23 protein-coding genes are annotated in these 20,163 nt (G+C 55.4%); 21 read left to right on the top strand and 2 right to left on the bottom strand.

Features of this window, described 5'->3' with window-relative positions:
* Positions 1–8 precede the first annotated feature (8 nt).
* Positions 9–935 carry a hypothetical protein gene (locus tag P2G53_RS03215; RefSeq protein WP_275813599.1) on the top strand — a complete coding sequence of 309 codons (927 nt, stop codon included), beginning with the start codon at positions 9–11 and terminating at the stop codon, positions 933–935.
* A gap of 32 nt (positions 936–967) precedes the next feature.
* On the opposite strand, the gene P2G53_RS03210 is transcribed toward P2G53_RS03215, so the two are convergent.
* Positions 968–1,375, bottom strand: a complete 408-nt coding sequence (locus tag P2G53_RS03210; RefSeq protein ID WP_275813596.1) for a rhodanese-like domain-containing protein — start codon at positions 1,373–1,375, stop codon at positions 968–970.
* A gap of 233 nt (positions 1,376–1,608) precedes the next feature.
* Between P2G53_RS03210 and urtA the strand changes: the two genes are divergently transcribed.
* The 20 genes from urtA (at position 1,609) to P2G53_RS03110 (ending at position 19,360) form a co-directional block, all read left to right on the top strand.
* Positions 1,609–2,895, top strand: a complete 1,287-nt coding sequence (gene urtA / locus P2G53_RS03205; RefSeq protein ID WP_275813593.1) for an urea ABC transporter substrate-binding protein — start codon at positions 1,609–1,611, stop codon at positions 2,893–2,895.
* 88 nt (positions 2,896–2,983) lie between these two features.
* Positions 2,984–4,612: an urea ABC transporter permease subunit UrtB gene (gene urtB, locus P2G53_RS03200; protein ID WP_275813590.1), complete on the top strand. Its 1,629-nt coding sequence runs from the start codon at positions 2,984–2,986 to the stop codon at positions 4,610–4,612.
* A complete protein-coding gene (gene urtC, locus P2G53_RS03195) occupies positions 4,609–5,754 on the top strand; it encodes an urea ABC transporter permease subunit UrtC (protein ID WP_275813587.1) in 1,146 nt (381 codons plus the stop codon). The genes urtB and urtC overlap by 4 nt, the downstream gene beginning before the upstream one ends.
* On the top strand, positions 5,751–6,584 hold the full coding sequence (urtD, locus tag P2G53_RS03190) for an urea ABC transporter ATP-binding protein UrtD (RefSeq protein ID WP_275813584.1): 834 nt from the start codon (positions 5,751–5,753) through the stop codon (positions 6,582–6,584). Before urtC ends, urtD begins: the two co-directional genes overlap by 4 nt.
* The gene (gene urtE, locus P2G53_RS03185) at positions 6,581–7,276 is read left to right on the top strand and encodes an urea ABC transporter ATP-binding subunit UrtE (protein ID WP_275813581.1); all 696 of its coding nucleotides are present in this window, start codon (positions 6,581–6,583) and stop codon (positions 7,274–7,276) included. The genes urtD and urtE overlap by 4 nt, the downstream gene beginning before the upstream one ends.
* 9 nt (positions 7,277–7,285) lie before the next feature.
* Complete coding sequence (locus P2G53_RS03180; protein ID WP_275813578.1) at positions 7,286–8,161, top strand: urease accessory protein UreD; 876 nt, start codon at positions 7,286–7,288, stop codon at positions 8,159–8,161.
* A 30-nt stretch (positions 8,162–8,191) separates the two neighbouring features.
* Entirely contained in the window at positions 8,192–8,494 is a 303-nt protein-coding gene (locus tag P2G53_RS03175; protein WP_275813576.1) for an urease subunit gamma, read from the top strand.
* 10 nt (positions 8,495–8,504) lie between these two features.
* Complete coding sequence (locus tag P2G53_RS03170; protein ID WP_275813573.1) at positions 8,505–8,822, top strand: urease subunit beta; 318 nt, start codon at positions 8,505–8,507, stop codon at positions 8,820–8,822.
* Entirely contained in the window at positions 8,819–10,525 is a 1,707-nt protein-coding gene (ureC, locus tag P2G53_RS03165; protein ID WP_275813570.1) for an urease subunit alpha, read from the top strand. Before P2G53_RS03170 ends, ureC begins: the two co-directional genes overlap by 4 nt.
* Positions 10,526–10,533: 8 nt before the next feature.
* Positions 10,534–10,977 carry an urease accessory protein UreE gene (ureE, locus tag P2G53_RS03160; RefSeq protein ID WP_275813567.1) on the top strand — a complete coding sequence of 148 codons (444 nt, stop codon included), beginning with the start codon at positions 10,534–10,536 and terminating at the stop codon, positions 10,975–10,977.
* Complete coding sequence (locus P2G53_RS03155) at positions 10,958–11,635, top strand: urease accessory UreF family protein (protein ID WP_275813564.1); 678 nt, start codon at positions 10,958–10,960, stop codon at positions 11,633–11,635. The genes ureE and P2G53_RS03155 overlap by 20 nt, the downstream gene beginning before the upstream one ends.
* Before the next feature lie 12 nt (positions 11,636–11,647).
* A complete protein-coding gene (gene ureG, locus P2G53_RS03150) occupies positions 11,648–12,295 on the top strand; it encodes an urease accessory protein UreG (protein ID WP_275813561.1) in 648 nt (215 codons plus the stop codon).
* A gap of 26 nt (positions 12,296–12,321) precedes the next feature.
* Positions 12,322–12,879, top strand: a complete 558-nt coding sequence (locus P2G53_RS03145) for a HupE/UreJ family protein (protein WP_275813559.1) — start codon at positions 12,322–12,324, stop codon at positions 12,877–12,879.
* 123 nt (positions 12,880–13,002) lie between these two features.
* A complete protein-coding gene (locus tag P2G53_RS03140; RefSeq protein ID WP_275813557.1) occupies positions 13,003–13,689 on the top strand; it encodes a thermostable hemolysin in 687 nt (228 codons plus the stop codon).
* Positions 13,689–15,164 (top strand): AMP-binding protein, encoded by a 1,476-nt coding sequence (locus tag P2G53_RS03135; protein WP_275813555.1) that lies wholly within the window; start codon positions 13,689–13,691, stop codon positions 15,162–15,164. Before P2G53_RS03140 ends, P2G53_RS03135 begins: the two co-directional genes overlap by 1 nt.
* A 13-nt stretch (positions 15,165–15,177) precedes the next feature.
* A complete protein-coding gene (locus P2G53_RS03130) occupies positions 15,178–15,831 on the top strand; it encodes an iron-containing redox enzyme family protein (protein WP_275813552.1) in 654 nt (217 codons plus the stop codon).
* A complete protein-coding gene (locus tag P2G53_RS03125; protein WP_275813549.1) occupies positions 15,831–16,622 on the top strand; it encodes an SDR family oxidoreductase in 792 nt (263 codons plus the stop codon). The genes P2G53_RS03130 and P2G53_RS03125 overlap by 1 nt, the downstream gene beginning before the upstream one ends.
* 14 nt (positions 16,623–16,636) lie before the next feature.
* Complete coding sequence (locus P2G53_RS03120; protein ID WP_275813546.1) at positions 16,637–17,263, top strand: TRAP transporter TatT component family protein; 627 nt, start codon at positions 16,637–16,639, stop codon at positions 17,261–17,263.
* A gap of 28 nt (positions 17,264–17,291) precedes the next feature.
* Positions 17,292–17,954: a response regulator transcription factor gene (locus P2G53_RS03115; protein WP_275813543.1), complete on the top strand. Its 663-nt coding sequence runs from the start codon at positions 17,292–17,294 to the stop codon at positions 17,952–17,954.
* Positions 17,951–19,360: an ATP-binding protein gene (locus P2G53_RS03110; protein ID WP_275813540.1), complete on the top strand. Its 1,410-nt coding sequence runs from the start codon at positions 17,951–17,953 to the stop codon at positions 19,358–19,360. The genes P2G53_RS03115 and P2G53_RS03110 overlap by 4 nt, the downstream gene beginning before the upstream one ends.
* Here the strand turns inward: P2G53_RS03110 and P2G53_RS03105 are convergent.
* Complete coding sequence (locus P2G53_RS03105; RefSeq protein WP_275813537.1) at positions 19,350–20,090, bottom strand: hypothetical protein; 741 nt, start codon at positions 20,088–20,090, stop codon at positions 19,350–19,352. The two genes, P2G53_RS03110 and P2G53_RS03105, sit on opposite strands and share 11 nt — an antisense overlap.
* Positions 20,091–20,163: the final 73 nt, after the last annotated feature.

Genomic DNA, 20,163 nt, shown 5'->3' with positions numbered 1-20,163 from the left:
ATGCCACTGTGCGTTATTCAACTCTCCATGTTCTGGGTTTAATTCCGTTGCTGATGCTGGTTTCGATCGGCGCTAGAGCAGATCTCAATATTCTCTGGCAAAAACAGGCGGACTATATCGCTCTGCGTGACGTCTCAGGTCAGAGTGCCTTCAGCCATCCGCAAACAGTTCCGGTTGATTCACTGGCCCGCCTGCTGAGTCAGGTGCAGGTTGAAAACAGCCAATACAATCCCAGTGAATCACTACTGGCTGATGAAGTGGTTCGCCGTCAGCGTGTTTTTACAGACCGCGAAATCGATCTGCTGGCGCATAAAGTGAACCAGGCTCTGCAGCAGGCGAAAACCGATGAAGCAGTTGTGTTTACCATATCGGATTTCCGTCCCTCCTACATTGGCCGTCAGCGCCTGTCTGTGAGCGGTACCGCTTACGTGCGCGATAATCGGTTCTATTTATTGCTTGGCGAGATGCATGTGGATGTGCAGCTTAAGCAACTTCGCTCTGGTGTGACCGGTACCTATGGCAAAAATGCCACCAAAGCCGAGATTCTGCGTAATGGTCTGAATACCGGCAACCTGCAACAGGCGACTGCCCATGAGTGGACCTTACCCCTGTTTGACGGTGCTGAAGCCGTTAACGGGCGCAGCGACTGGCTGTCGGTCGATATGAGCCAGTCCTACGAGTATGCCGTCAGCACCCAGCAGGTAGAGCGGCTGGATAAAAAATACCTGACGGAAGAGCAGCAGGAAGCGAGCAATGACGTGCTAGAAGAGCGCATTCGTAAACTGGAGCAGGCTCAGCAACCGGTTGCAGCCGCACCAGCTGCCAGCGGTGATCTTGAGAGTCGCCTGAAAAAACTGCAGGCACTCTATGACAACGGTACCTTGCCGGAATCAGTTTATCTGGAAAAAGTCCGCGCCATTATGCGTGAGCTCTGAGTTTTATTAAGCGCAGGCGACTGAGAGCTTTTTCAGTTCTTTGACTGATAGTGCTCAACCGGCCCATCAGCCGCCTGCCAGCCGGTAAAACCATCACTGATATGGGCGATGTTCTGCATCCCCATATCCTGCAGTGTCTTAACCGTCAGGGCTGATCGCCAGCCCGAGGCACAATGAAAGATAAACTGCCGATCTTCGCCGAAGATCGGTTTGTAGTAGGGGCTCTGCGGGTCCACCCAGAACTCTGCCATACCCCTTGGGCAGTGAAAGCTGCCGGGAATAAAACCACTGCGTTCACGTTCCCGCACATCCCTCAGATCGACAATCACCACTGAATCATCCTCTAACAAGGGAATGGTTTCGACGGCCAGATATTCTGTTATCTCTTTTTTAGCCGCTGCAACCAGCTCGGCTGCACTGGTTTTGAGTGTTTTTATCATCGGGCTTCCCCAAGGGTGGTTTGGCTCCATCTATAGCATGTCAGGCTGTGTTTAAAAGCCAGACCTTGGTTCAGTACGCCGGTCCGCATCTTTCAAGTACGTTAAATGACGTAGGTACGCTGGGGTAATCGGCGCATACCGCCCAGGCGTTCTTTGCTCAATAATTCCAGAGGTAAATGAACTGCAATCCGGTTTCGCCCCCGGAACACAACAACTCAAAGGACTCGACGGATATGAAGATCAAGCAACTGGCAAAAGGTGTCGCGCTGGCGGCAGGTGCATCAGTCATCAGCTTCAGTGTGATGGCGGCAGATACCATCAAGGTGGGTGTCCTGCACTCCCTGTCCGGCACCATGGCGATCAGTGAAACCACACTGAAAGACACCGTATTGATGATGGTGGAAGCGCAGAACAAGAAAGGCGGTCTGCTGGGCAAACAACTGGAAGCGGTTGTGGTTGACCCGGCCTCTAACTGGCCATTGTTTGCTGAAAAAACCCGTGAGTTGCTGACCAAGGACAAGGTCGATGTGATCTTTGGTTGCTGGACGTCAGTGTCCCGTAAATCCGTACTGCCGGTAATCGAAGAGCTGAACGGCCTGTTGTTCTATCCGGTGCAGTATGAAGGTGAAGAGTCGTCCAAAAACGTGTTTTACACTGGCGCAGCGCCAAACCAGCAGGCCATTCCTGCGGTGGACTACCTGATGAACGATCTGGGTGTTGAGCGCTGGGTACTGGCGGGTACCGATTATGTTTACCCACGTACCACCAACAAGATTCTGGAAGCGTACCTGAAAGCCAAGGGTGTGGCTGAAGCAGACATCATGATTAATTACACCCCGTTTGGTCACTCTGACTGGCAGTCTATTGTGTCAGAGATCAAGAAGTTCGGCAGTGCCGGCAAGAAAACCGCGGTGGTTTCCACCATCAACGGCGATGCCAACGTACCGTTCTACAAAGAACTGGGTAACCAGGGCGTTTCCTCTGAAGATATCCCGGTAGTTGCCTTCTCTGTTGGTGAAGAAGAGCTGTCCGGTATCGATACCAAACCACTGGTTGGCCATCTGGCTGCCTGGAACTACTTCCAGAGCGTTGAAACGCCGGCTAATGCTGAGTTCATTACTCAGTGGAAAGCCTTCACCAAAAACCCTGCGCGCGTCACCAACGACCCAATGGAAGCGACCTTCATCGGCTTCAATATGTGGGTGAATGCGGTGAAACAGGCGGGTACGACCTCGGTTGATGCCGTTGAGCAGGCGATGATCGGTCAGACCACACCTAACCTGACCGGCGGTATGGCGGTGATGAACAAAAACCACCACCTGAGCAAGCCGGTGCTGATTGGCGAAATTCAGGAAGATGGTCAGTTTGAAGTCGTCTGGGAAACCGACGGTGTGGTACCGGGTGATGCCTGGTCTGACTTCCTGCCGGGTTCTAAAGATCTGATCTCCGACTGGACCGCGCCGGTTAAGTGCGGCAACTACAACACCAAAACCAAAACCTGTTCCGGTCAGAACTACTGATCGTTGGCTGGGGTTCCGGGGGGACCCCCAGCCTATCCTCTGAGCGGTCAGCCGGCCGCTTCCTACATCAGTCAAATGGAGTGATTGGGTGAGAACATTAACTTCTCTCTTTTGCTGCCTGTGGCTGCTGACAACTGCGGCGGTTGCTGAACCGCTGCCCGGTGAGATCGAAGCAACAGAGATCACCGCGCCGGTAGAAATCACCACCGAAGTGTTGTTACAGCAGTTAACCGAGGCCAAGCTGAAAGACACGCAAGATATACTGGAACAGCTTGAGGCCAAAGCAGGTGAGCAGTTATTGCCGCTCTTTCGCAGTCTGCTGAACGGCAATCTCTACTATGTGAAAGAGAGTGCCCAGGTGGTCATTGTGAATGATGATGACAGCCTGCTGGATGCCCTGACCGGCAATGCCATGGCCGCTGTGCCCAGCAGCGAACTCAAGAAGATTCGCGTTAACAATACGCTGCGCAGTTATCTGCGTGGCGCCATTGCGCGTATTCAGCTGACCGCGACTAATCCCGAAAGGCGTCTGCAGGCGGTACGTTCACTGTTATCTGAGTTGGATGCCCCAACGGTTGAGCTGATTGCCAATCTGCGCCAGCAGGAAACAGATGCTGATGTGCAGTCGATCATGGATCTGGCGCTGGCACTGGATGTTGTGCGTACCCAGACTGACACCGCTTCACGCCTCTCTGCCATCCAAATTATGCAGGACAGTCTGGAAAGTGAAGTACGCATTGTCCTGAATCAGGCTGTCACAGACAGTGATAAACAGGTGCAGGCGGCGGCGAAAAAAGCCCTGGCTGCAATCGAGCAGCGGGTAGAAATGTTTGCCTTTATTGACCAGCTGTTTTTTGGCCTGAGTCTGGGTTCAGTCCTGCTGCTGGCGGCAATTGGCCTGGCCATCACCTTCGGCGTGATGGGGGTGATCAATATGGCCCACGGCGAGATGATCATGCTGGGCGCTTACACCACCTATGTGGTGCAGCTGCTGATGCCGGAGTTGATCGATTATTCCCTCTGGGTGGCGATTCCGCTGGCGTTTATCGTCTCCGGCAGTGTCGGTATGCTGATTCAGCGGTTTGTCATCCGCTATCTGCATGGGCGACCATTGGAAACCCTGCTGGCCACCTTTGGGATCAGCCTGGTGTTGCAGCAACTGGTACGCACCATCTTTTCGCCGCTGAACCGTCAGGTGGCAACACCGGAATGGATGAGCGGTTCGCTTGAGATCAACCCGGTGCTGTCGCTGACCCTCAACCGGCTCTACATTCTGGCGTTTGCGCTGCTGGTGTTTTTTGCCCTGCAACTGATCCTGAAAAAAACCAATCTGGGTCTGAATGTCCGCGCCGTCTCGCAAAACCGTGATATGGCTAAAGCCATGGGTATCCGCACCGACTGGGTGGACGCGCTGACCTTTGGTCTGGGTTCCGGGATTGCCGGTATTGCCGGTGTTGCCCTGAGTCAGCTCACCAACGTTGGCCCGAATCTGGGACAGGCCTACATCATCGATTCTTTTATGGTGGTGGTGTTTGGTGGCGTGGGTAACCTGCTGGGTACACTGGTGGCGGCCTTCTCACTGGGTATTGCCAATAAATTCCTTGAGCCGGTCACCGGTGCGGTGCTGGCCAGCATTCTGGTACTGGTGTTCATTATCCTGTTTATCCAGAAACGGCCTAAAGGATTGTTCCCGCAGAAAGGGAGAGCCGCAGAATGAATCTGATCGAAAAAATATTCTCTATTGGCCGCGAACAGCCGGGCAGTTCAACCATGCCGTTTGTGGTGATTCTGGGTGCCCTGTGTATTCTGGCCTCCGCCGCCAATCTGCTGGTGCCGGTGGATTCACCGCTGCATGTCAGTACCTACACCATCACCCTGCTGGGCAAGTACCTGTGTTATGCGATGCTGGCACTGGCGGTGGATATTATCTGGGGTTACTGCGGCATTCTGAGTCTGGGTCACGGCGCGTTTTTTGCGCTGGGTGGCTATGCCATGGGCATGTACCTGATGCGTCAGATCGGCGACCGGGGTGTGTACGGTAACCCGGAACTGCCGGATTTCATGGTGTTCCTGAACTGGACGGAACTGCCCTGGTACTGGCAGGGCATGGATCAGTTCTGGTTTGCCATGCTAATGGTATTGCTGATCCCGGGTCTGCTGGCCTTTGTGTTTGGCTGGCTGGCGTTCCGCTCCCGGGTGACCGGCGTGTATCTGTCGATCATGACCCAGGCGATGACCTATGCACTGATGCTGGCATTCTTCCGCAACGAGATGGGTTTTGGTGGCAACAACGGCCTGACCGATTTTAAAGACTTGATGGGTTTTGATCTGCAGTCGGACACCACCCGTGTGGTGCTGTTTCTGACCACTGCGCTGATGCTGGGGCTGATCTTTATTCTCAGCAAACTGATCCTGCGCTCGCGCTTCGGCAAGGTGATTGTGGCGATCCGTGACGGTGAGTCCAGAGCGCGTTTTATTGGTTATCACACTGAACGCTACAAGGTCTGGCTCTTTGTTTACTCCGCCATGATTGCGGCGGTGGCCGGTGCGCTCTATGTGCCTCAGGTGGGCATTATCAATCCCGGTGAGTTTTCCCCGCTGAACTCCATTGAAGTGGTGGTCTGGGTGGCCGTGGGTGGTCGTGGCACGCTGATTGGTGCAGTGATTGGTGCGCTGCTGGTGAACTACGCCAAGACCCGTTTCACCGCCATCATGCCGGAAGGCTGGCTGTTTGCGCTGGGTGCGTTGTTTGTGCTGGTGACCCTGTTCCTGCCGAAAGGGCTGGTGGGGCTGTTCAGTCGTCGTCCGGGTAAAGCAAAACCGATCACGGCTGAACCGGCGAAGGAGGAACGCGCATGAGTACGCTGGATACCGCACGTGAAATATTCGACCGGGAGCATGTCTGGCCGTTTCTGATGCCCAAAGCGCCGGAGATCGATGTTTCCAAACAGGTGTTGCTCTATGTGGAAGGGCTGAGCCTGAGTTTTGATGGCTTCAAGGCACTGAATGACCTGAACCTGTATATCAACGACGGTGAGTTGCGCTGTCTGATCGGCGCCAACGGTGCGGGTAAAACCACCCTGATGGATGTGATCACCGGCAAAACACGCTGTGATTCCGGTACGGTTTATTTTGGTCAGACCATCAACCTGCTGGAAAAAGATGAAGCCGAGATTGCGCAGTTGGGCATCGGCCGCAAATTCCAGAAACCCACGGTATTTGAAGCCCATACCGTTATGGACAATCTGGAGCTGGCGCTTAAGGCCAGTAAACAGATTCTGTTTAATTTGACCGCGCGCCTGACCCCTGCTCAGGTGGTCCGCATCGAAGAGGTGCTGGAGATCGTCGGCCTGAAAGAGCAGCGTTTTATGCTGGCCGGGGCACTCTCCCATGGTCAGAAACAGTGGCTGGAGATCGGCATGTTGCTGATGTCCAACCCGCGCCTGCTGCTGGTGGATGAGCCGGTGGCGGGCATGACCGCACAGGAAACCGAACGCACCGCTGAACTGCTCACCTCGCTGGCCGGTGACCATACTGTGATCGTGGTGGAGCATGATATGGAGTTTGTGCGCAGTATCGCCCGCACTGTCACCGTGCTGCATCAGGGCAGTGTGCTGGCGGAGGGCACCATGGATCAGGTGCAGAATCATCCGGATGTGATCGAAGTGTATTTGGGGGAAGAACATTGATAGCCATCAACAAGGTTAATCAGCTGTATGGCGGTACCCAGATACTCTGGGATCTGGATCTGCAGATCGAGCAGGGCAGTTGTACCTGCATCATGGGACGCAACGGGGTGGGTAAAACCACCCTGCTGAAATGTCTGATGGGCCTGCTGCCCATCAACAGCGGGGAGATTATCTATGAAGGTAACTCCCTGCATACACTGTCGGCAGAGAGCCGTCCCCGTCTGGGCATTGGGTATGTGCCACAGGGCCGGGACATCTTTCCGCTGCTGACAGTAGAGGAAAACCTGCGCATTGGCCTGCCGATCCGCAAGGATGGCAGTAAAACCATACCGGACAAGGTGTTTGAACTGTTCCCGGTGTTGCATGACATGCTGCACCGGCGTGGGGGCGATCTGTCCGGTGGTCAGCAACAACAGCTGGCCATTGGTCGTGCGCTGGTGATTGAACCTAAAGTGCTCATTCTGGATGAGCCGAATGAGGGAATTCAGCCTAACATTGTTAAACAGATTGGCGATGTGATTCTGAAACTGAATCAGGAAGAGGGGCTGACGGTGGTACTGGTTGAACAGAAACTGGGCTTTGCCCGTCGTGTTGGGCAGGAGTTTCGCCTTATGGAAAAAGGGCGGGTAGTGGCAAGCGACACGATGGACAACCTCAGTGATCAGCTGATTCGACAGTACCTCGCTGTCTAAGGATGCATTATGAATAGCCGGGTTATGCCTATAACCGAACCGGCACCGGCCACCTGGCTGGCTGAACTTGCGCTGGGTTTCCGTTCTACCCCGCGGGGTGTGGTATTGCACCGTAACCGCCATAAAGGGCCGTTGTATGTGCAAAAACCGTTTTATCCCGAAGGGCGGGATCTGGCACATGTCTACCTGCTGCACCCGCCAGGCGGTATTGTCTCGGGTGATCATTTGCAGATCAGCATTGAACTGGAGCCACAGAGCCGGGCATTGATCACCACGCCGGGCGCGGGTCGGGTCTACCGTGCCCGCGCAGATAAAAGCTTGCAACAGCAGCATATTCATTTGCAGGTGGCGGCCGGTGCTTCGCTGGAATGGCTACCGCAGGAAACCATTATCTATTCCGGTGCCCATACGCACCTGAAAACCCAAATTGAACTGGAAGAAGGCGCGCAGTGTGTCAGCTGGGAGGTGACCTGTCTGGGTCTGCCGGCCAGCCAGGCGCCATTTAGGGAAGGTGCCCTCCTGCAGCAGCTTGAGTGCCGTCTGGGGGGGCGGCCGCTGCTGCGGGAGTCGCTGCATCTTGATCAGGACCGGATGCGCCTGCTCACCAGCCCAGCCGGACTGGCGGGGCAACCGGTGACGGGTCTGATGTTTGCCGGTCCTTTCAGAGAAATATCAACGGAACTACTGGACGGTCTGCGCCAGCGTTGCAGCGCCGTGGCTGATCCGGCCATGGCCGCTGTGACTGAGCTGCATCACTGTCTGGTCGTGCGCTATCTCGGTCCCAGTGCCGAGCAGGCGCGGCGCCTGTTTACCGACTGCTGGCAGCAGCTGCGCCCCGAATTATTAGAACGGCAGGCCTGTCAGCCCAGAATCTGGGCGACCTGAGCCCCTGTTATCAGCCTTGAGGTAGAGTGGATGGAACTGTTACCCAGAGAAAAAGACAAGTTGCTGGTGTTTACCGCAGCCCTGTTAGCCGAGCGACGGCTCAATCGCGGTTTAAAGCTGAATTATCCGGAGGCGGTGGCCTATATCACCATGGAGATCATCGAAGGTGCACGGGACGGTAAAACCGTGGCTGAGCTGATGAGCTTCGGCAAAACCTTGCTGAGTGCCGATCAGGTGATGGACGGTGTACCTGAACTGATCCATGAAGTGCAGGTAGAAGCCACCTTCCCGGACGGTACCAAACTGGTCACCGTACATAACCCCATCAGCTGAGGAGCAGACAATGATTCCAGGAGAGATTCAGGTCGCCGAGGGTGAGATCGAACTGAACAGTGGCCGTAAAACGGTGACCCTGCAAGTGGAAAACAGCGGCGACCGGCCGGTGCAGGTGGGTTCCCATTACCATTTTTACGAGGTGAATCCGGCGCTGCAGTTTGACCGTCTGTCCGCCCGTGGTTTCCGGCTGAATATTGCGTCCGGTACTGCCGTGCGTTTCGAACCCGGTCAGTCCCGTGAGGTGGAGCTGGTGGAATATGCAGGTGAGCGTGTGGTGTATGGATTTCGTGGTGCGGTGATGGGTCCGCTGGGAGGTAAACCATGAGCAAGATGGATCGTACCACCTATGCCCAAATGTTTGGCCCTACCACCGGAGACCGGGTGCGTCTGGGGGATACAGAACTCTGGATTCAGGTTGAAAAAGACTTCACCCGCTACGGCGATGAGGTGAAGTTTGGCGGCGGCAAGGTGATCCGGGATGGCATGGGTCAGAGCCAGTGTGGCAATGATATTGCGGTGGATCTGGTGATTACCAATGCCCTGATTCTGGATTACTGGGGCATCGTCAAAGCCGATGTGGCGGTGCGCGCCGGCCGTATTGAACGGATCGGCAAAGCCGGTAATCCGGATACCCAGGATGGGGTGGATATTGTGATCGGTCCCGGCACCGAAGTCATTGCCGGTGAAGGCTCCATCCTCACGGCGGGCGGCATTGATGCGCATATCCACTTTATCTGTCCGCAGCAGATCGAAGAAGCCCTGATGTCGGGCGTGACCACTATGATCGGTGGCGGCACCGGTCCGGCAACGGGCACCAATGCCACCACCTGTACACCGGGCCCTTGGTATATAGGCAAGATGCTGCAGGCAACCGATGAGATGCCGATGAATCTCGGCTTTTTGGGCAAGGGCAATGCCAGTCTGCCTGAGTCGCTGGAAGAGCAGCTCAAGGCCGGTGCCTGTGGTCTGAAACTGCATGAAGACTGGGGCACCACCCCCGCTTCGATTGATAACTGCCTGAGCGTGGCGGATAAATATGATGTGCAGGTGGCGATTCACACCGACACCCTGAATGAGTCCGGTTTTGTCGATGATACCCTGGCGGCGTTCGATGGCCGGGTGATTCACACCTACCACACCGAAGGCGCGGGCGGTGGCCACGCGCCGGACATTATCAAGGCCTGTTCGGCCCCCAACGTGTTGCCATCTTCGACCAATCCGACTCGGCCGTATACCGTCAATACGGTAGATGAACATCTGGATATGCTGATGGTGTGTCACCATCTGGACAGCTCCATCCCGGAAGATGTGGCCTTTGCCGATTCCCGAATTCGTAAAGAGACCATCGCCGCCGAGGATATTCTGCACGATCTGGGTGCCTTCAGCATGATCGCCTCCGACTCCCAGGCCATGGGCCGGGTAGGTGAGGTGGTGACCCGCACCTGGCAGACTGCCCACAAGATGAAGGTGCAGCGTGGCCTGCTGCCAGAAGATGAGGGCATCGGCTGCGATAACTTCCGTGCCAAACGTTACATTGCCAAATACACCATCAACCCGGCCATCACTCACGGTATTGGCCATGAAGTCGGCTCCATTGAGGCAGGCAAACTAGCGGATCTGGTGCTCTGGAAACCGGCTTTTTTTGGCATCAAACCGGCCATGATAATCAAGGGCGGCATGATCGCCGCCGCGCCGATGGGTGATCCCAATGCGTCAATCCCGACCCCGCAACCGGTGCACTACCGGCCGATGTTTGGTGCTCAGGGTCTGGCCGCAGCGGCCACCAGTTTCACCATTACCTCGCAGGCGGCGCTGGATGCCGGTGTGGGCGAACAACTGGGGCTGAAACGTCGCCTGGTTGCCTGTCGCAATACCCGCAACCTGACCAAAGCCGATATGTTGCTGAATGACTGGCAGCCGGATATCACGGTAGATCCACAGACCTATGAAGTGCGGGCAGACGGCGTGTTGCTTACCTGTGAACCCGCCACAGAACTGCCATTGGCGCAGTTATATTGCCTGTTTTAGGAGTGCTTATGCTGGAAGTTTACGAACGCCTGGGTACCCATTGTCATCAACCGGTGTCTGATCGGGTAATCCTCACCTATGAACAACGTGACCGCGGCCGTCTGCGCCTGCAGAGCGAGCAGGGCAGTGAGGTACGTGTGTTTCTCGACCGGGGTAAACCGCTGCAGGTGGGTGAGTATCTGAAAACCACCTGTGGTCGTTATCTGCTGGTGGCCGGGGCGGTGGAAGAGGTGACCCACGCCTGGTGTGATGACTGGCAGACCTTTGCCCGGGCCTGTTACCACCTGGGTAACCGCCATGTGCGGATACAGGTGGGGGAGCGCTGGTTGCGGATTAAACCCGACCATGTGCTGGAAGAGATGCTGGAACTGCTGGGTCTGCAGCTTGCGCATCAGGAACAGGTATTTATGCCGGAATCAGGTGCTTATGCCCATGGACATCACCACCACTGATCACAGCCTGCTGCGGCTGCTGCAACTGAGCAGTGTCAGTCTGCCGGTGGGTGGCTTTGCTTTCTCACAGGGTCTGGAATACGCCATTGAAGCAGGCTGGGTCAGCGATGCGGAATCCACCGCAAACTGGATTGAAGATCAGCTCTGTTTCAGTCTGGCCAGTACCGATCTGCCGCTGCTGCGCTTCTGCATGGCAGCGGAAGCCGAAGGGGATCTGACTCAGATTCACGCGCTGAATGAGATAGCGCTGGCCTGCCGCGAAACCAAAGAATTGCACCTGACCGACACCGCTATGGGTGAAGCGCTGGCCCGGTTGTTACGCCAGCTGGATGAAACCCCGCCTTGGCATGTCGGGCAGCCGGTGAGTTTTGTGGTGCTGTTTGCCTGGGTGGCCAGTCGCTGGCAGATCTCCGGGCAGGCAGCCGGACTGGGGTTGCTCTGGTCATGGCTGGAAAATCAGGTGGCCGCTGCCACCAAACTGGTGCCACTGGGCCAGACCCAGGCGCAGCAGTTGCTGATCCGGTTGCAACCGACGTTATCCGAGGTACTTACCCGTTCGGCTCAGGTAGAGCTGGATCAGGTAGGTGCCAGTATGCCGGGGCTTGCGCTGGCCAGTGCCCGGCATGAAATCCAATACACACGATTGTTTCGTTCTTAAAAGGATCTGTTTATGAGTCAGAGAAAACAAACCCTGCGCGTGGGCGTTGGCGGACCGGTAGGGTCAGGCAAAACCGCGCTGTTGCGTTCCCTCTGTTCTGCCATGCGTGATTATTATGATATCGCGGTGGTGACCAACGATATTTACACCCAGGAAGACGCCAAGTTTCTGACCCGGCATGAAGCCCTGTCGGCAGACCGGATTCTGGGTGTCGAAACCGGTGGCTGCCCACATACCGCCATTCGCGAAGATGCCTCCATGAATCTGGCTGCCATCGATCAGTTGATTGCCCGGCACGGTGCGCTGGATCTGGTGTTTGTCGAGAGCGGCGGCGATAACCTCAGTGCCACCTTCAGCCCGGAGCTGTCAGATCTGACCATCTACGTGATTGATGTGTCTGCCGGCGACAAGATTCCCCGCAAGGGTGGCCCCGGTATCACCAAATCTGATCTGCTGATTATCAATAAAACTGATCTGGCACCGCTGGTGGGGGCATCGCTGGAAGTGATGGACCAGGATGCCAAAACCATGCGGGGCGATAAACCTTTTATCTTTTCCAACCTGAAATCCGGGCAGGGCATTGATGACATTATCCAGTTCATCATTCATGAAGGCATGCTGGAAGTGAAACAGCTGCCGCCAGCGGTTGCAGTGGTTTAAGACGCGAATTCAAGGAGATAACAACGATGCGTAAACAGATTTTAGTTGGCTTGGCGGCACTGATGCCGGTTGTGGCGCAGGCACATACGGGGCATGAACTGAGTGGATTCATGGCGGGTGTATTACACCCGTTGTCGGGTCTGGATCATCTGCTGGCGTTTATCTGTGCGGGTGTGTTGCTGGCGGGCCGTAACCTTCATCAGGCAATGACCGGCGCAGGCGCGTTTGCTGTTGTACTGCTACTCGGCGCAATGGCCGGTCTGGTTGGCTGGGTGGTACCGCAGGTTGAGCAGTGGGTGCTGCTGTCTGTGATGCTGATGGGACTGGCTGTGGTGCTGGTGCAACGACTCAAATCAAGTCAGTTGATCGCTATGGTGGGCAGCGTGCTGTTGATGCATGGTTGGGTGCATGGCCTGGAGATGCCACTGGCAGCCTCACCGGCGGTCTATCTGTCCGGCTTTATTGCAGCCTCTTTGATGTTGGTCGGGTGTGGCCTGGCACTGGTCAAGTTTGCACCGCGTTCACTGGTGCAGGGTATGGGTGCGCTGGTTGCGGGTGCTGGCCTGCTGCTGACACTGGCCTGACACTGTTCTGCCGTCACCATTCGGTGGCGGCGTCTTTTGAAAATATACACTCACCTTTTCGCATCTTAAGACAGCTTTAAGAAAAGGTTTTTAAAGTCAGGCCATTCATAGAGGAGAATGGCGATGACTGCGAGCCTTTCATGTACTGAGATAGCTGAAACCACCAGTGAAGTGTTGCTGGTTGATCACCCCGAAAATCTGCAGCGGGTGAAGCTGTTTGCTCAGGCGGCGTTTGCCCGTCAATACAATGCTCAGGTGCGGGATTTTTTGCCCTATCAACTGGCCTTGATTGATGGTGCCATGCAGATCCGTGCCTCCATGGGTTATCAGCCGGCCAAAGATCATCACCTCTATCTGGAACATTATCTGGACCTGCCGGTGGAGCAGATGATCGCTCGTGAGCTGGGCATTGCTGCACCTGCCCGTCAGCGCATTCTGGAGATGGGCAATCTGGCGTCCCAGAGTCCCGGTTCTACCCGTCGACTGATCCTGAACCTCTCCTGTTATTTTCTCCAGCAGGGTTTCCGCTGGCTGGTGATCACCGCAACACCGCGCGTTAAAAACAGCTTTGACAAGCTGGGCGGCAAAGTGGTGCTGCACCGGCTGGCTGAAGCAACCCCTGCGGCTGTCAGCGCAGGGCAGTCCGACTGGGGCAGCTATTACGAGCAGCAGCCCAAAGTGTATGCCATCGATATGTGGACAGCCATGACCGAGATGATGGCCGATCCGGTGATGTCGCGTCTGTTGCAACGTATTGTCCCGCCCCGCAGTGACATGATGACCCGCATCGGTCTGCAGGAGAGCGCCTGATGCAGGGTTTCTTTGCGGCGTTTAATCAGCATGTTGAGCAGCAGCCTGAGACACTTGCCCTGACCGGCAATGGTCAGTCACTGAGTTATGTCGAAGTAGCTGAACAGGTCGATCAGCTCTGCTCCCGTCTGGCTGAGTTGCAACCGACACATATCGGACTCTGGCTGGAGAATGGTGTGGAGTGGGTGTTGCTCCAGTTGGCGGCCATGAAATTGCAGATTCCGGTGACACCCATTCCGACGTTTTTCAGCCCGCAGCAGGTACGGCATGTGCTGCAGCGTAGCGGCTGTGATCTGCTGTTCTGTGATCAGTTGGAGGGGCTTGAAAAAACCTCGCTGAAATACCGGCAGTTGCCCAATGCCGAGGGTTATAAACTCTATCGCTTGACCCCTTCAACTCAGGCTGAACCCTTGCATCAGGGCACGGTGCTGGTGACCTATACCTCAGGCACCACTGGTCAGCCTAAAGGGGTGTGTATCGGCCAGTCCCTGATTGATCAGATCTGCGACAGCCTGCATGCGGCCACCGCGTCGCTGGCTGTTAAGCGTCATCTGTGTCTGCTGCCGCTGGCGGTGATGCTGGAACATTTTGCCGGTGTTTTGCTGCCACTTTATAGCGGGGCCGAAGTGATCGTTGACCGGGCAGAGACGACCGGATTAACCGGGTCGGGCACGCTCAACCCTGTGCAGCTGGCTGCGTATCTGCAGCAGGCGCAGCCTGAGAGCCTGATCCTGACGCCGGAGTTATTGCAACTGTTACGCATGATCAACGCTCAGGGTGCGGACCTGTCCAGCCTGAAGTTTGTGGCTGTAGGTGGCGGTAAAGTCTCCCAGACCCTGCTGGAGCAGGCCTGGATGGAAGGGATCCCGGTGTATGAAGGTTATGGCCTGAGCGAGTGTGGCTCTGTGGTCTGTCTGAACCTGCCCTGTGCGGTTAAGCAGGGCACAGCAGGCAAACCGCTGGGGCATACCTCGATCCAGGTTAATGCCCAGGGAGAGATTCTGGTGTCTGGTCCTACCATGCTGGGTTATCTGGGAGAGCCCGCGTTTGCCGCGTCTGAATTTGCCACCGGTGATCTGGGGTATCTGGATGCGGATGGTTTTCTGCATATCAGCGGTCGTAGCAAAAATGTGCAGATCAACAGCTTTGGCCGCAACTTTAATCCGGAGTGGATTGAGTCCGAACTCAAAGCCCTGCCGGGCGTGATGCAGTGCGCCGTGTTTGGTGATCAGAAACCCTTTATCAGCGCGGTGGTACAGCCGATGCCGCAACTCAGTGATGAGCAGGTACAGGGGCTGATCAACCTGATGAATGCACAACTGCCTGATTACGCCCGGGTGAAGGCCTGGCTGAGGGCCGATGAACCGTTTTCACCGATGAACGGCGAGCTGACCAATAACGGTCGCATCCGCCGTGTTGAGATTGAGCAGCATTATGCTCAGCGACTCTCCGAATTTTATCCGATCCATGCCTGAGCAGGAGTCAGTGATGTCATTTTTTCAGCGTTTAGTTTCAGAAACCGAAGCGGCACAGGCCGAATTCAGAGCCCGTAATATTATCCGCCGCAGTCAGCAGGGTGATGTGTCGCAGGCGCTCTATCTGAATTTTCTGAGTCAGGCCTACCACCATGTGAAACACACGGTGCCCTTGCTGATGGCCTGCGGCTCACGGTTGCCTGCCGACTATCAGTGGCTGCAGAAAGCGGTGGCTGAATATATCGAAGAAGAGATCGGGCATGAGCAGTGGATTCTGAATGATATCCGCGCTGCGGGCGGGGATGCGGATGCCGTGGCGAACGCACGTCCGCATGCCGCCACCGAACTGCTGGTCAGCTATGCCTATCACCAGATTGACCGCGGCAATCCGCTGGCTTTTTTTGGCATGGTGCATGTGCTGGAGGGCACCAGTACCCAGCTTGCCAGTGCGGTGGCCGAAGTGGTGCAGGGCAGGCTGGGCCTGCCGGATACTGCGTTCAGTTATCTGCGCTCACACGGTGCGCTGGATCTGGAGCATGTGAAGTTCTTCGAATTACTGATGAACAAGATTGAAAACCGGGCTGATCAGGATGAGATCATCCATGCCACGCAAGTATTCTACCGGCTGTATGGCGATGTGTTATCCGCCGCTGAGGAGGACTGCTGATGCAGTGGTCAGAGATGCGGCTGGTGCTGACCGGCGCCAGCGGTGGCCTGGGACAGGCAATTGCGCTGTCGCTGGCGGGTCAGGGCTGTTCACTGATGCTGGTGGGTCGTTCTGAAGAAAAGCTTGAAGCACTAAAAGCAAAGCTGCCCAGGACGCAGGACCAGGAGCATTGGGTGGTGGCCTGCGATATCACCCAACCTGAATCGCGTGACAGTCTGGCGTGTGTGGCGGCGGCACAAGGCATTAATGGTCTGATTAATCTGGCGGGCAGTAACCAGTTTGTCACCTTTGAGAACCAGCAGGATGATGCCATCGCTGAGCTGGTGCAGACCAACCTGACGGCGACACTGCAGTTGACCCGTCGGTTTTTACCTTTGCTGAAGCAGCAACCAGAGTCCCTGGTTGTCAATGTGGGCTCTATCCTGGGTTCGATTGGCTTTCCCGGTTATGCCACCTACTGTGCGACCAAGTTCGCCCTGCGGGGCTTTTCCGAGGCGCTGGCAAGGGAACTGTCGGATACGGCGGTGCAGGTCCTTTATTTTGCGCCGCGTGCGGCACGTACATCGCTCAATACGGATGCCGTGATGGCGATGAATGCGCAACTCGGTTCAGCCGTGGACAGTGCTGAAACCGTCGCCGAAGCGCTGTTGGCGGCTATAGCGGCCCGGCAGCCACAAACTTATCTGGGCTGGCCGGAAAAACTGTTTGTCCGGGTCAATGCGATTGCACCGGGACTGGTCAGTCGCAGTCTGGCAAAACAGCTTCCCATCATTAAACAATTTTTAAACTGACAGGAGTTTTCTCCATGAGAGCTATTGTGCTGAGCCTGCTGGCGATGTTTGCCAGTTCCTCCCTGCTGGCTGCTGACGTTGATCAGGACGTGTTGAGCCATCTGCAGGGCCAATGGGCGCATATCAAATATGAAATAGAAAAGGACAAACGGGAAAAGGCGTTTGAACAGCTGGTGCAGGAAGCCGATAAAGCCGCGGCTGAACACGCGCATTCGCCTGAAATTCTGATCTGGGATGGCATTATCCTGAGCAGTTATGCCGGAGAGAAAGGCGGATTGGGTGCCCTTAAACTGGTTAAGCAGGCAAAAGAGCTGTTTGAAACCGCTATCAAGTACGACCCAAATGCCCTGCAGGGTTCGGCTTTTACCAGCCTGGGCAGTCTCTACTACCAGGTACCCGGCTGGCCAATCGGCTTTGGCAGTGATAAAAAAGCCAGAGAGCACCTGATGCGGGCGATTGAGATTAACCCGGACGGGATTGACAGTAACTATTTCTACGGTGATTTTCTGCTGCAGCAGAATGACCGTGAGCAGGCCCGTAAAGTGTTGCAACATGCGTTGGAAGCGCCAGCACGCCCCGGTCGAGCGTTGGCCGATAAAGGCCGTCGGGAAGAGATCGAAGCGCTGCTGAAAACCCTTTAAGGTTGCCTGAGGTATTTCAGGGTAATACATGAAAGTACTACTGGTTGAGGATGACCCGCTTTTGGGTCAGGGCATTGTTGATGCCCTGAAATACCATAAATACATTGTCGAGTGGGCGCAGACGGGCAAGTCTGCGCTGCAACAGATGACGTCCACGGTATTTGATGTGGCGGTACTGGATATCGGTCTGCCTGATATGTCTGGCCTGGAGGTGCTGCAACAGTGGCGTCGTCAGGGTGTTGCCATACCCGTGCTGATTCTGACCGCGCTCGACTCGAGCCAGGACAAGGTCAGTGGCCTCGACAGTGGCGCCGATGATTACATGGCCAAACCCTTTGATGTGCCGGAGATGATGGCGCGTCTGCGGGCGCTGGTCAGGCGCAGTCAGGGCATACAGTCGCCGTTGATTCAGCATGGCCGACTGGAAATTGATCCGGCTGCCTATGCCGCCCGCATTGGCGATGACACCCTCAAACTCTCCCGTCTGGAATTTGACCTGCTGCTGCATCTGGTGACCCACCCCAACCGGGTATTTACCCGTGAAGCTTTGGTTGAACAGCTCTATAGCTGGAGTGATGAGATCGGCAGCAACACCGTGGAGGTGTATATCCATCACCTGCGTAAAAAACTGGGTAAGGACAGTATCCGCACCGTACGGGGTGTCGGCTATCAGATCGGAGAGATTGAATGAATTCTGTGCGCACCCAGTTGCTGCTGGCGTTAATGGTTGCGATCGCTCTGCTGATGGCGGCGGCGGTGGTCATGAGTTATCAGAGTGTCTCCTACGAAACGGAAGAGCTCTATGATGCCGAGCTGGCGCAAAGTGCGCGGGTGCTGGAGTCACTGCTCAGTATTGAACTGGATTTTGCCGGTCCGGTGCGACCCGGTGAAATCAGCCCCGAAGAGCGGGTGATCACGGCACCGAATGTGTCTTCGATTGAGGAATATGACCAATTTGGCCACAAGTATGAGAAAAAACTGGCCTTCAGAGTCTGGAGTCGAAAGGGCACCCTGCTGCTTGGCAGCGGCGAAAAGTCGGGCATGCTGGAATATGCCCCGCAGCGCGGTTTTGCCTATGAGGAAGCGGGTGGTGATACCTGGCGCACTTTTACGCTGTTCAGTGAGCCACTGGCCCTCTGGATTAAGGTGGCTCACCGCCTCGAAATTCGCGAGGAGCTGACCCACAAAATCGCCGTGCTGAATACATCGGCACTGCTTTTAGTGATGCCGTTTATGGTGTTGCTGGTGTATCTGATAGTGCGTTGGGGCTTCAAGCCGGTCTTGCATATCAGTAATGAGGTGGCAAACCGTGGTGCCCATAATCTGGACCACCTCTCTTTCACCAGTGTACCGGCGGAACTGAAACCGCTGGTGAACGAAATCAACCGGCTGATGGCTGAACTGTCGATCTCGCTGGAGCGACAAAAACGTTTCACCAGTAATGCCGCGCATGAACTCAGAACTCCGCTGGCAGCGATTAAAGTGCACGCCCAGAACCTGTTTCCTGAAGATGAGCGCACCCTGAAAATACAGCAGAATATTGTGCAGGGCATTGATCGTCTGGCGCATATGTTTAATCAGCTTATTACTCTGAGCCGAATGGAAGCGGTAGACCGTGATTATCTGCTGCAGCCGGTTATGCTCCGGCCTTTGGTGCAGGAGGTATTGCAGGAACTGCAGCCCGAAGCGCAGAAAAAACAGCAGCAGATAACACTGGAGCTGCAGGACAGTCTGAGTCTGGAGGCGAACCGGGATGTGTTGCATATCTTGCTGCGTAATCTGGTCGGTAACGCGGTGCGTTATACCCCTGAACAGGGCCAGATAAGGATTGAATCGTTGCCGGTAGACAAAGGACTTGGGCTGGTAATCAGCGACACCGGACCCGGTCTGACGATGGAGCAGAAAAAACTGGTGTTTGACCGTTTTTATCGTGCGTCAGGGCAGGGCAGTGATGGCTGTGGCATCGGCTTGTCGATCGTCAGTGAAATCTGTGAACATTTCGGTTATCAGATTGAGCTGCTGGATTCCAACCTGTCGACGACAGGCCTGCGGATTGAGTTGTGTCTCAGGCCACAAGAGGTAAAGGCTAGAAATTGAATTTCCGGCCCTCTGATTTCTCCTGATCTTTCTGTTTTTGTTTCTCTTCCTGCAGGGCTTCAATCTGCACTGACAGATGTTCCAGATGGTTGCGGATCTCAAATAACTGCCGATCCAGAAAATGATCGTGGTTGAGATTTTGCAGTTTGCTGTAGCAGTTACGGTACTGGTGAATCACCACTTCGGGCCCCTGGTGCTGCTCAACCTCCAGCGCCATCAGCAGATCAATATCGACCTCCAGACGTTTGTAACTGCGTTTTGCCTGAAGCATTAGACGGTCCGCGACCTCTTTTGAGAGATTACCCTGCTGTTGGATATCAGCGATAAACTGCCCAAGCTCCCTCACGATTGCCAGCGCACGGCCTGATTCATCCCGGTTCTGGAACAGGGTGATCTGCCCTTCAGGATGGGGTACCGCTTCAGGCAAGGCGTCCAGGTGCTGCAGGATGGCGGTTTTCTGATCGCGGTTGATCTGGCTGGGTTCCATCTGTAATACCGCATCCCAGCGCGACACCAGATAAGCTTTAAGCATGGCGCGCAGGTCAGGAGTGATCAGTAGTTGCGGCAGATTTTCTAACAGGTGACTGGCACGGCGAATGGCGTTTTTCAGCCGCATCAGTTTGAGTTTTCGCTCACGTTTGCGGTTCTCATGATCCTGAATCAACACGCCCAGGATCGCCATTAGACCGACGCCAAGCAGAATGAACAATGCAATTTTGAGCGGTGACATTTTACGGGCCTTAATCTGTCCGGATCATGATTTGTACAGTAACCAAAAAGGTATTGATTTTATACATAAAACT

The organism is Neptuniibacter sp. CAU 1671 (assembly GCF_029222905.1).
Lineage (GTDB): Bacteria > Pseudomonadota > Gammaproteobacteria > Pseudomonadales > Balneatricaceae > Neptuniibacter.
The sequence above is the reverse complement of the archived record's forward strand: the minus strand, read 5'-3'. Positions and strand labels throughout refer to the sequence as shown.

Coding starts and splice junctions, on each gene's coding strand:
- P2G53_RS03210 (WP_275813596.1), bottom strand. CDS start 1,375: ATGATAAAAACACTCAAAACCAGTGCAGCCGAGCTGGTTGCAGCGGCT.
- urtA (WP_275813593.1), top strand. CDS start 1,609: ATGAAGATCAAGCAACTGGCAAAAGGTGTCGCGCTGGCGGCAGGTGCA.
- urtC (WP_275813587.1), top strand. CDS start 4,609: ATGAATCTGATCGAAAAAATATTCTCTATTGGCCGCGAACAGCCGGGC.
- urtD (WP_275813584.1), top strand. CDS start 5,751: ATGAGTACGCTGGATACCGCACGTGAAATATTCGACCGGGAGCATGTC.
- P2G53_RS03180 (WP_275813578.1), top strand. CDS start 7,286: ATGAATAGCCGGGTTATGCCTATAACCGAACCGGCACCGGCCACCTGG.
- P2G53_RS03175 (WP_275813576.1), top strand. CDS start 8,192: ATGGAACTGTTACCCAGAGAAAAAGACAAGTTGCTGGTGTTTACCGCA.
- P2G53_RS03170 (WP_275813573.1), top strand. CDS start 8,505: ATGATTCCAGGAGAGATTCAGGTCGCCGAGGGTGAGATCGAACTGAAC.
- ureC (WP_275813570.1), top strand. CDS start 8,819: ATGAGCAAGATGGATCGTACCACCTATGCCCAAATGTTTGGCCCTACC.
- ureE (WP_275813567.1), top strand. CDS start 10,534: ATGCTGGAAGTTTACGAACGCCTGGGTACCCATTGTCATCAACCGGTG.
- P2G53_RS03155 (WP_275813564.1), top strand. CDS start 10,958: ATGGACATCACCACCACTGATCACAGCCTGCTGCGGCTGCTGCAACTG.
- ureG (WP_275813561.1), top strand. CDS start 11,648: ATGAGTCAGAGAAAACAAACCCTGCGCGTGGGCGTTGGCGGACCGGTA.
- P2G53_RS03145 (WP_275813559.1), top strand. CDS start 12,322: ATGCGTAAACAGATTTTAGTTGGCTTGGCGGCACTGATGCCGGTTGTG.
- P2G53_RS03140 (WP_275813557.1), top strand. CDS start 13,003: ATGACTGCGAGCCTTTCATGTACTGAGATAGCTGAAACCACCAGTGAA.
- P2G53_RS03135 (WP_275813555.1), top strand. CDS start 13,689: ATGCAGGGTTTCTTTGCGGCGTTTAATCAGCATGTTGAGCAGCAGCCT.
- P2G53_RS03130 (WP_275813552.1), top strand. CDS start 15,178: ATGTCATTTTTTCAGCGTTTAGTTTCAGAAACCGAAGCGGCACAGGCC.
- P2G53_RS03125 (WP_275813549.1), top strand. CDS start 15,831: ATGCAGTGGTCAGAGATGCGGCTGGTGCTGACCGGCGCCAGCGGTGGC.
- P2G53_RS03120 (WP_275813546.1), top strand. CDS start 16,637: ATGAGAGCTATTGTGCTGAGCCTGCTGGCGATGTTTGCCAGTTCCTCC.
- P2G53_RS03115 (WP_275813543.1), top strand. CDS start 17,292: ATGAAAGTACTACTGGTTGAGGATGACCCGCTTTTGGGTCAGGGCATT.
- P2G53_RS03110 (WP_275813540.1), top strand. CDS start 17,951: ATGAATTCTGTGCGCACCCAGTTGCTGCTGGCGTTAATGGTTGCGATC.
- P2G53_RS03105 (WP_275813537.1), bottom strand. CDS start 20,090: ATGTCACCGCTCAAAATTGCATTGTTCATTCTGCTTGGCGTCGGTCTA.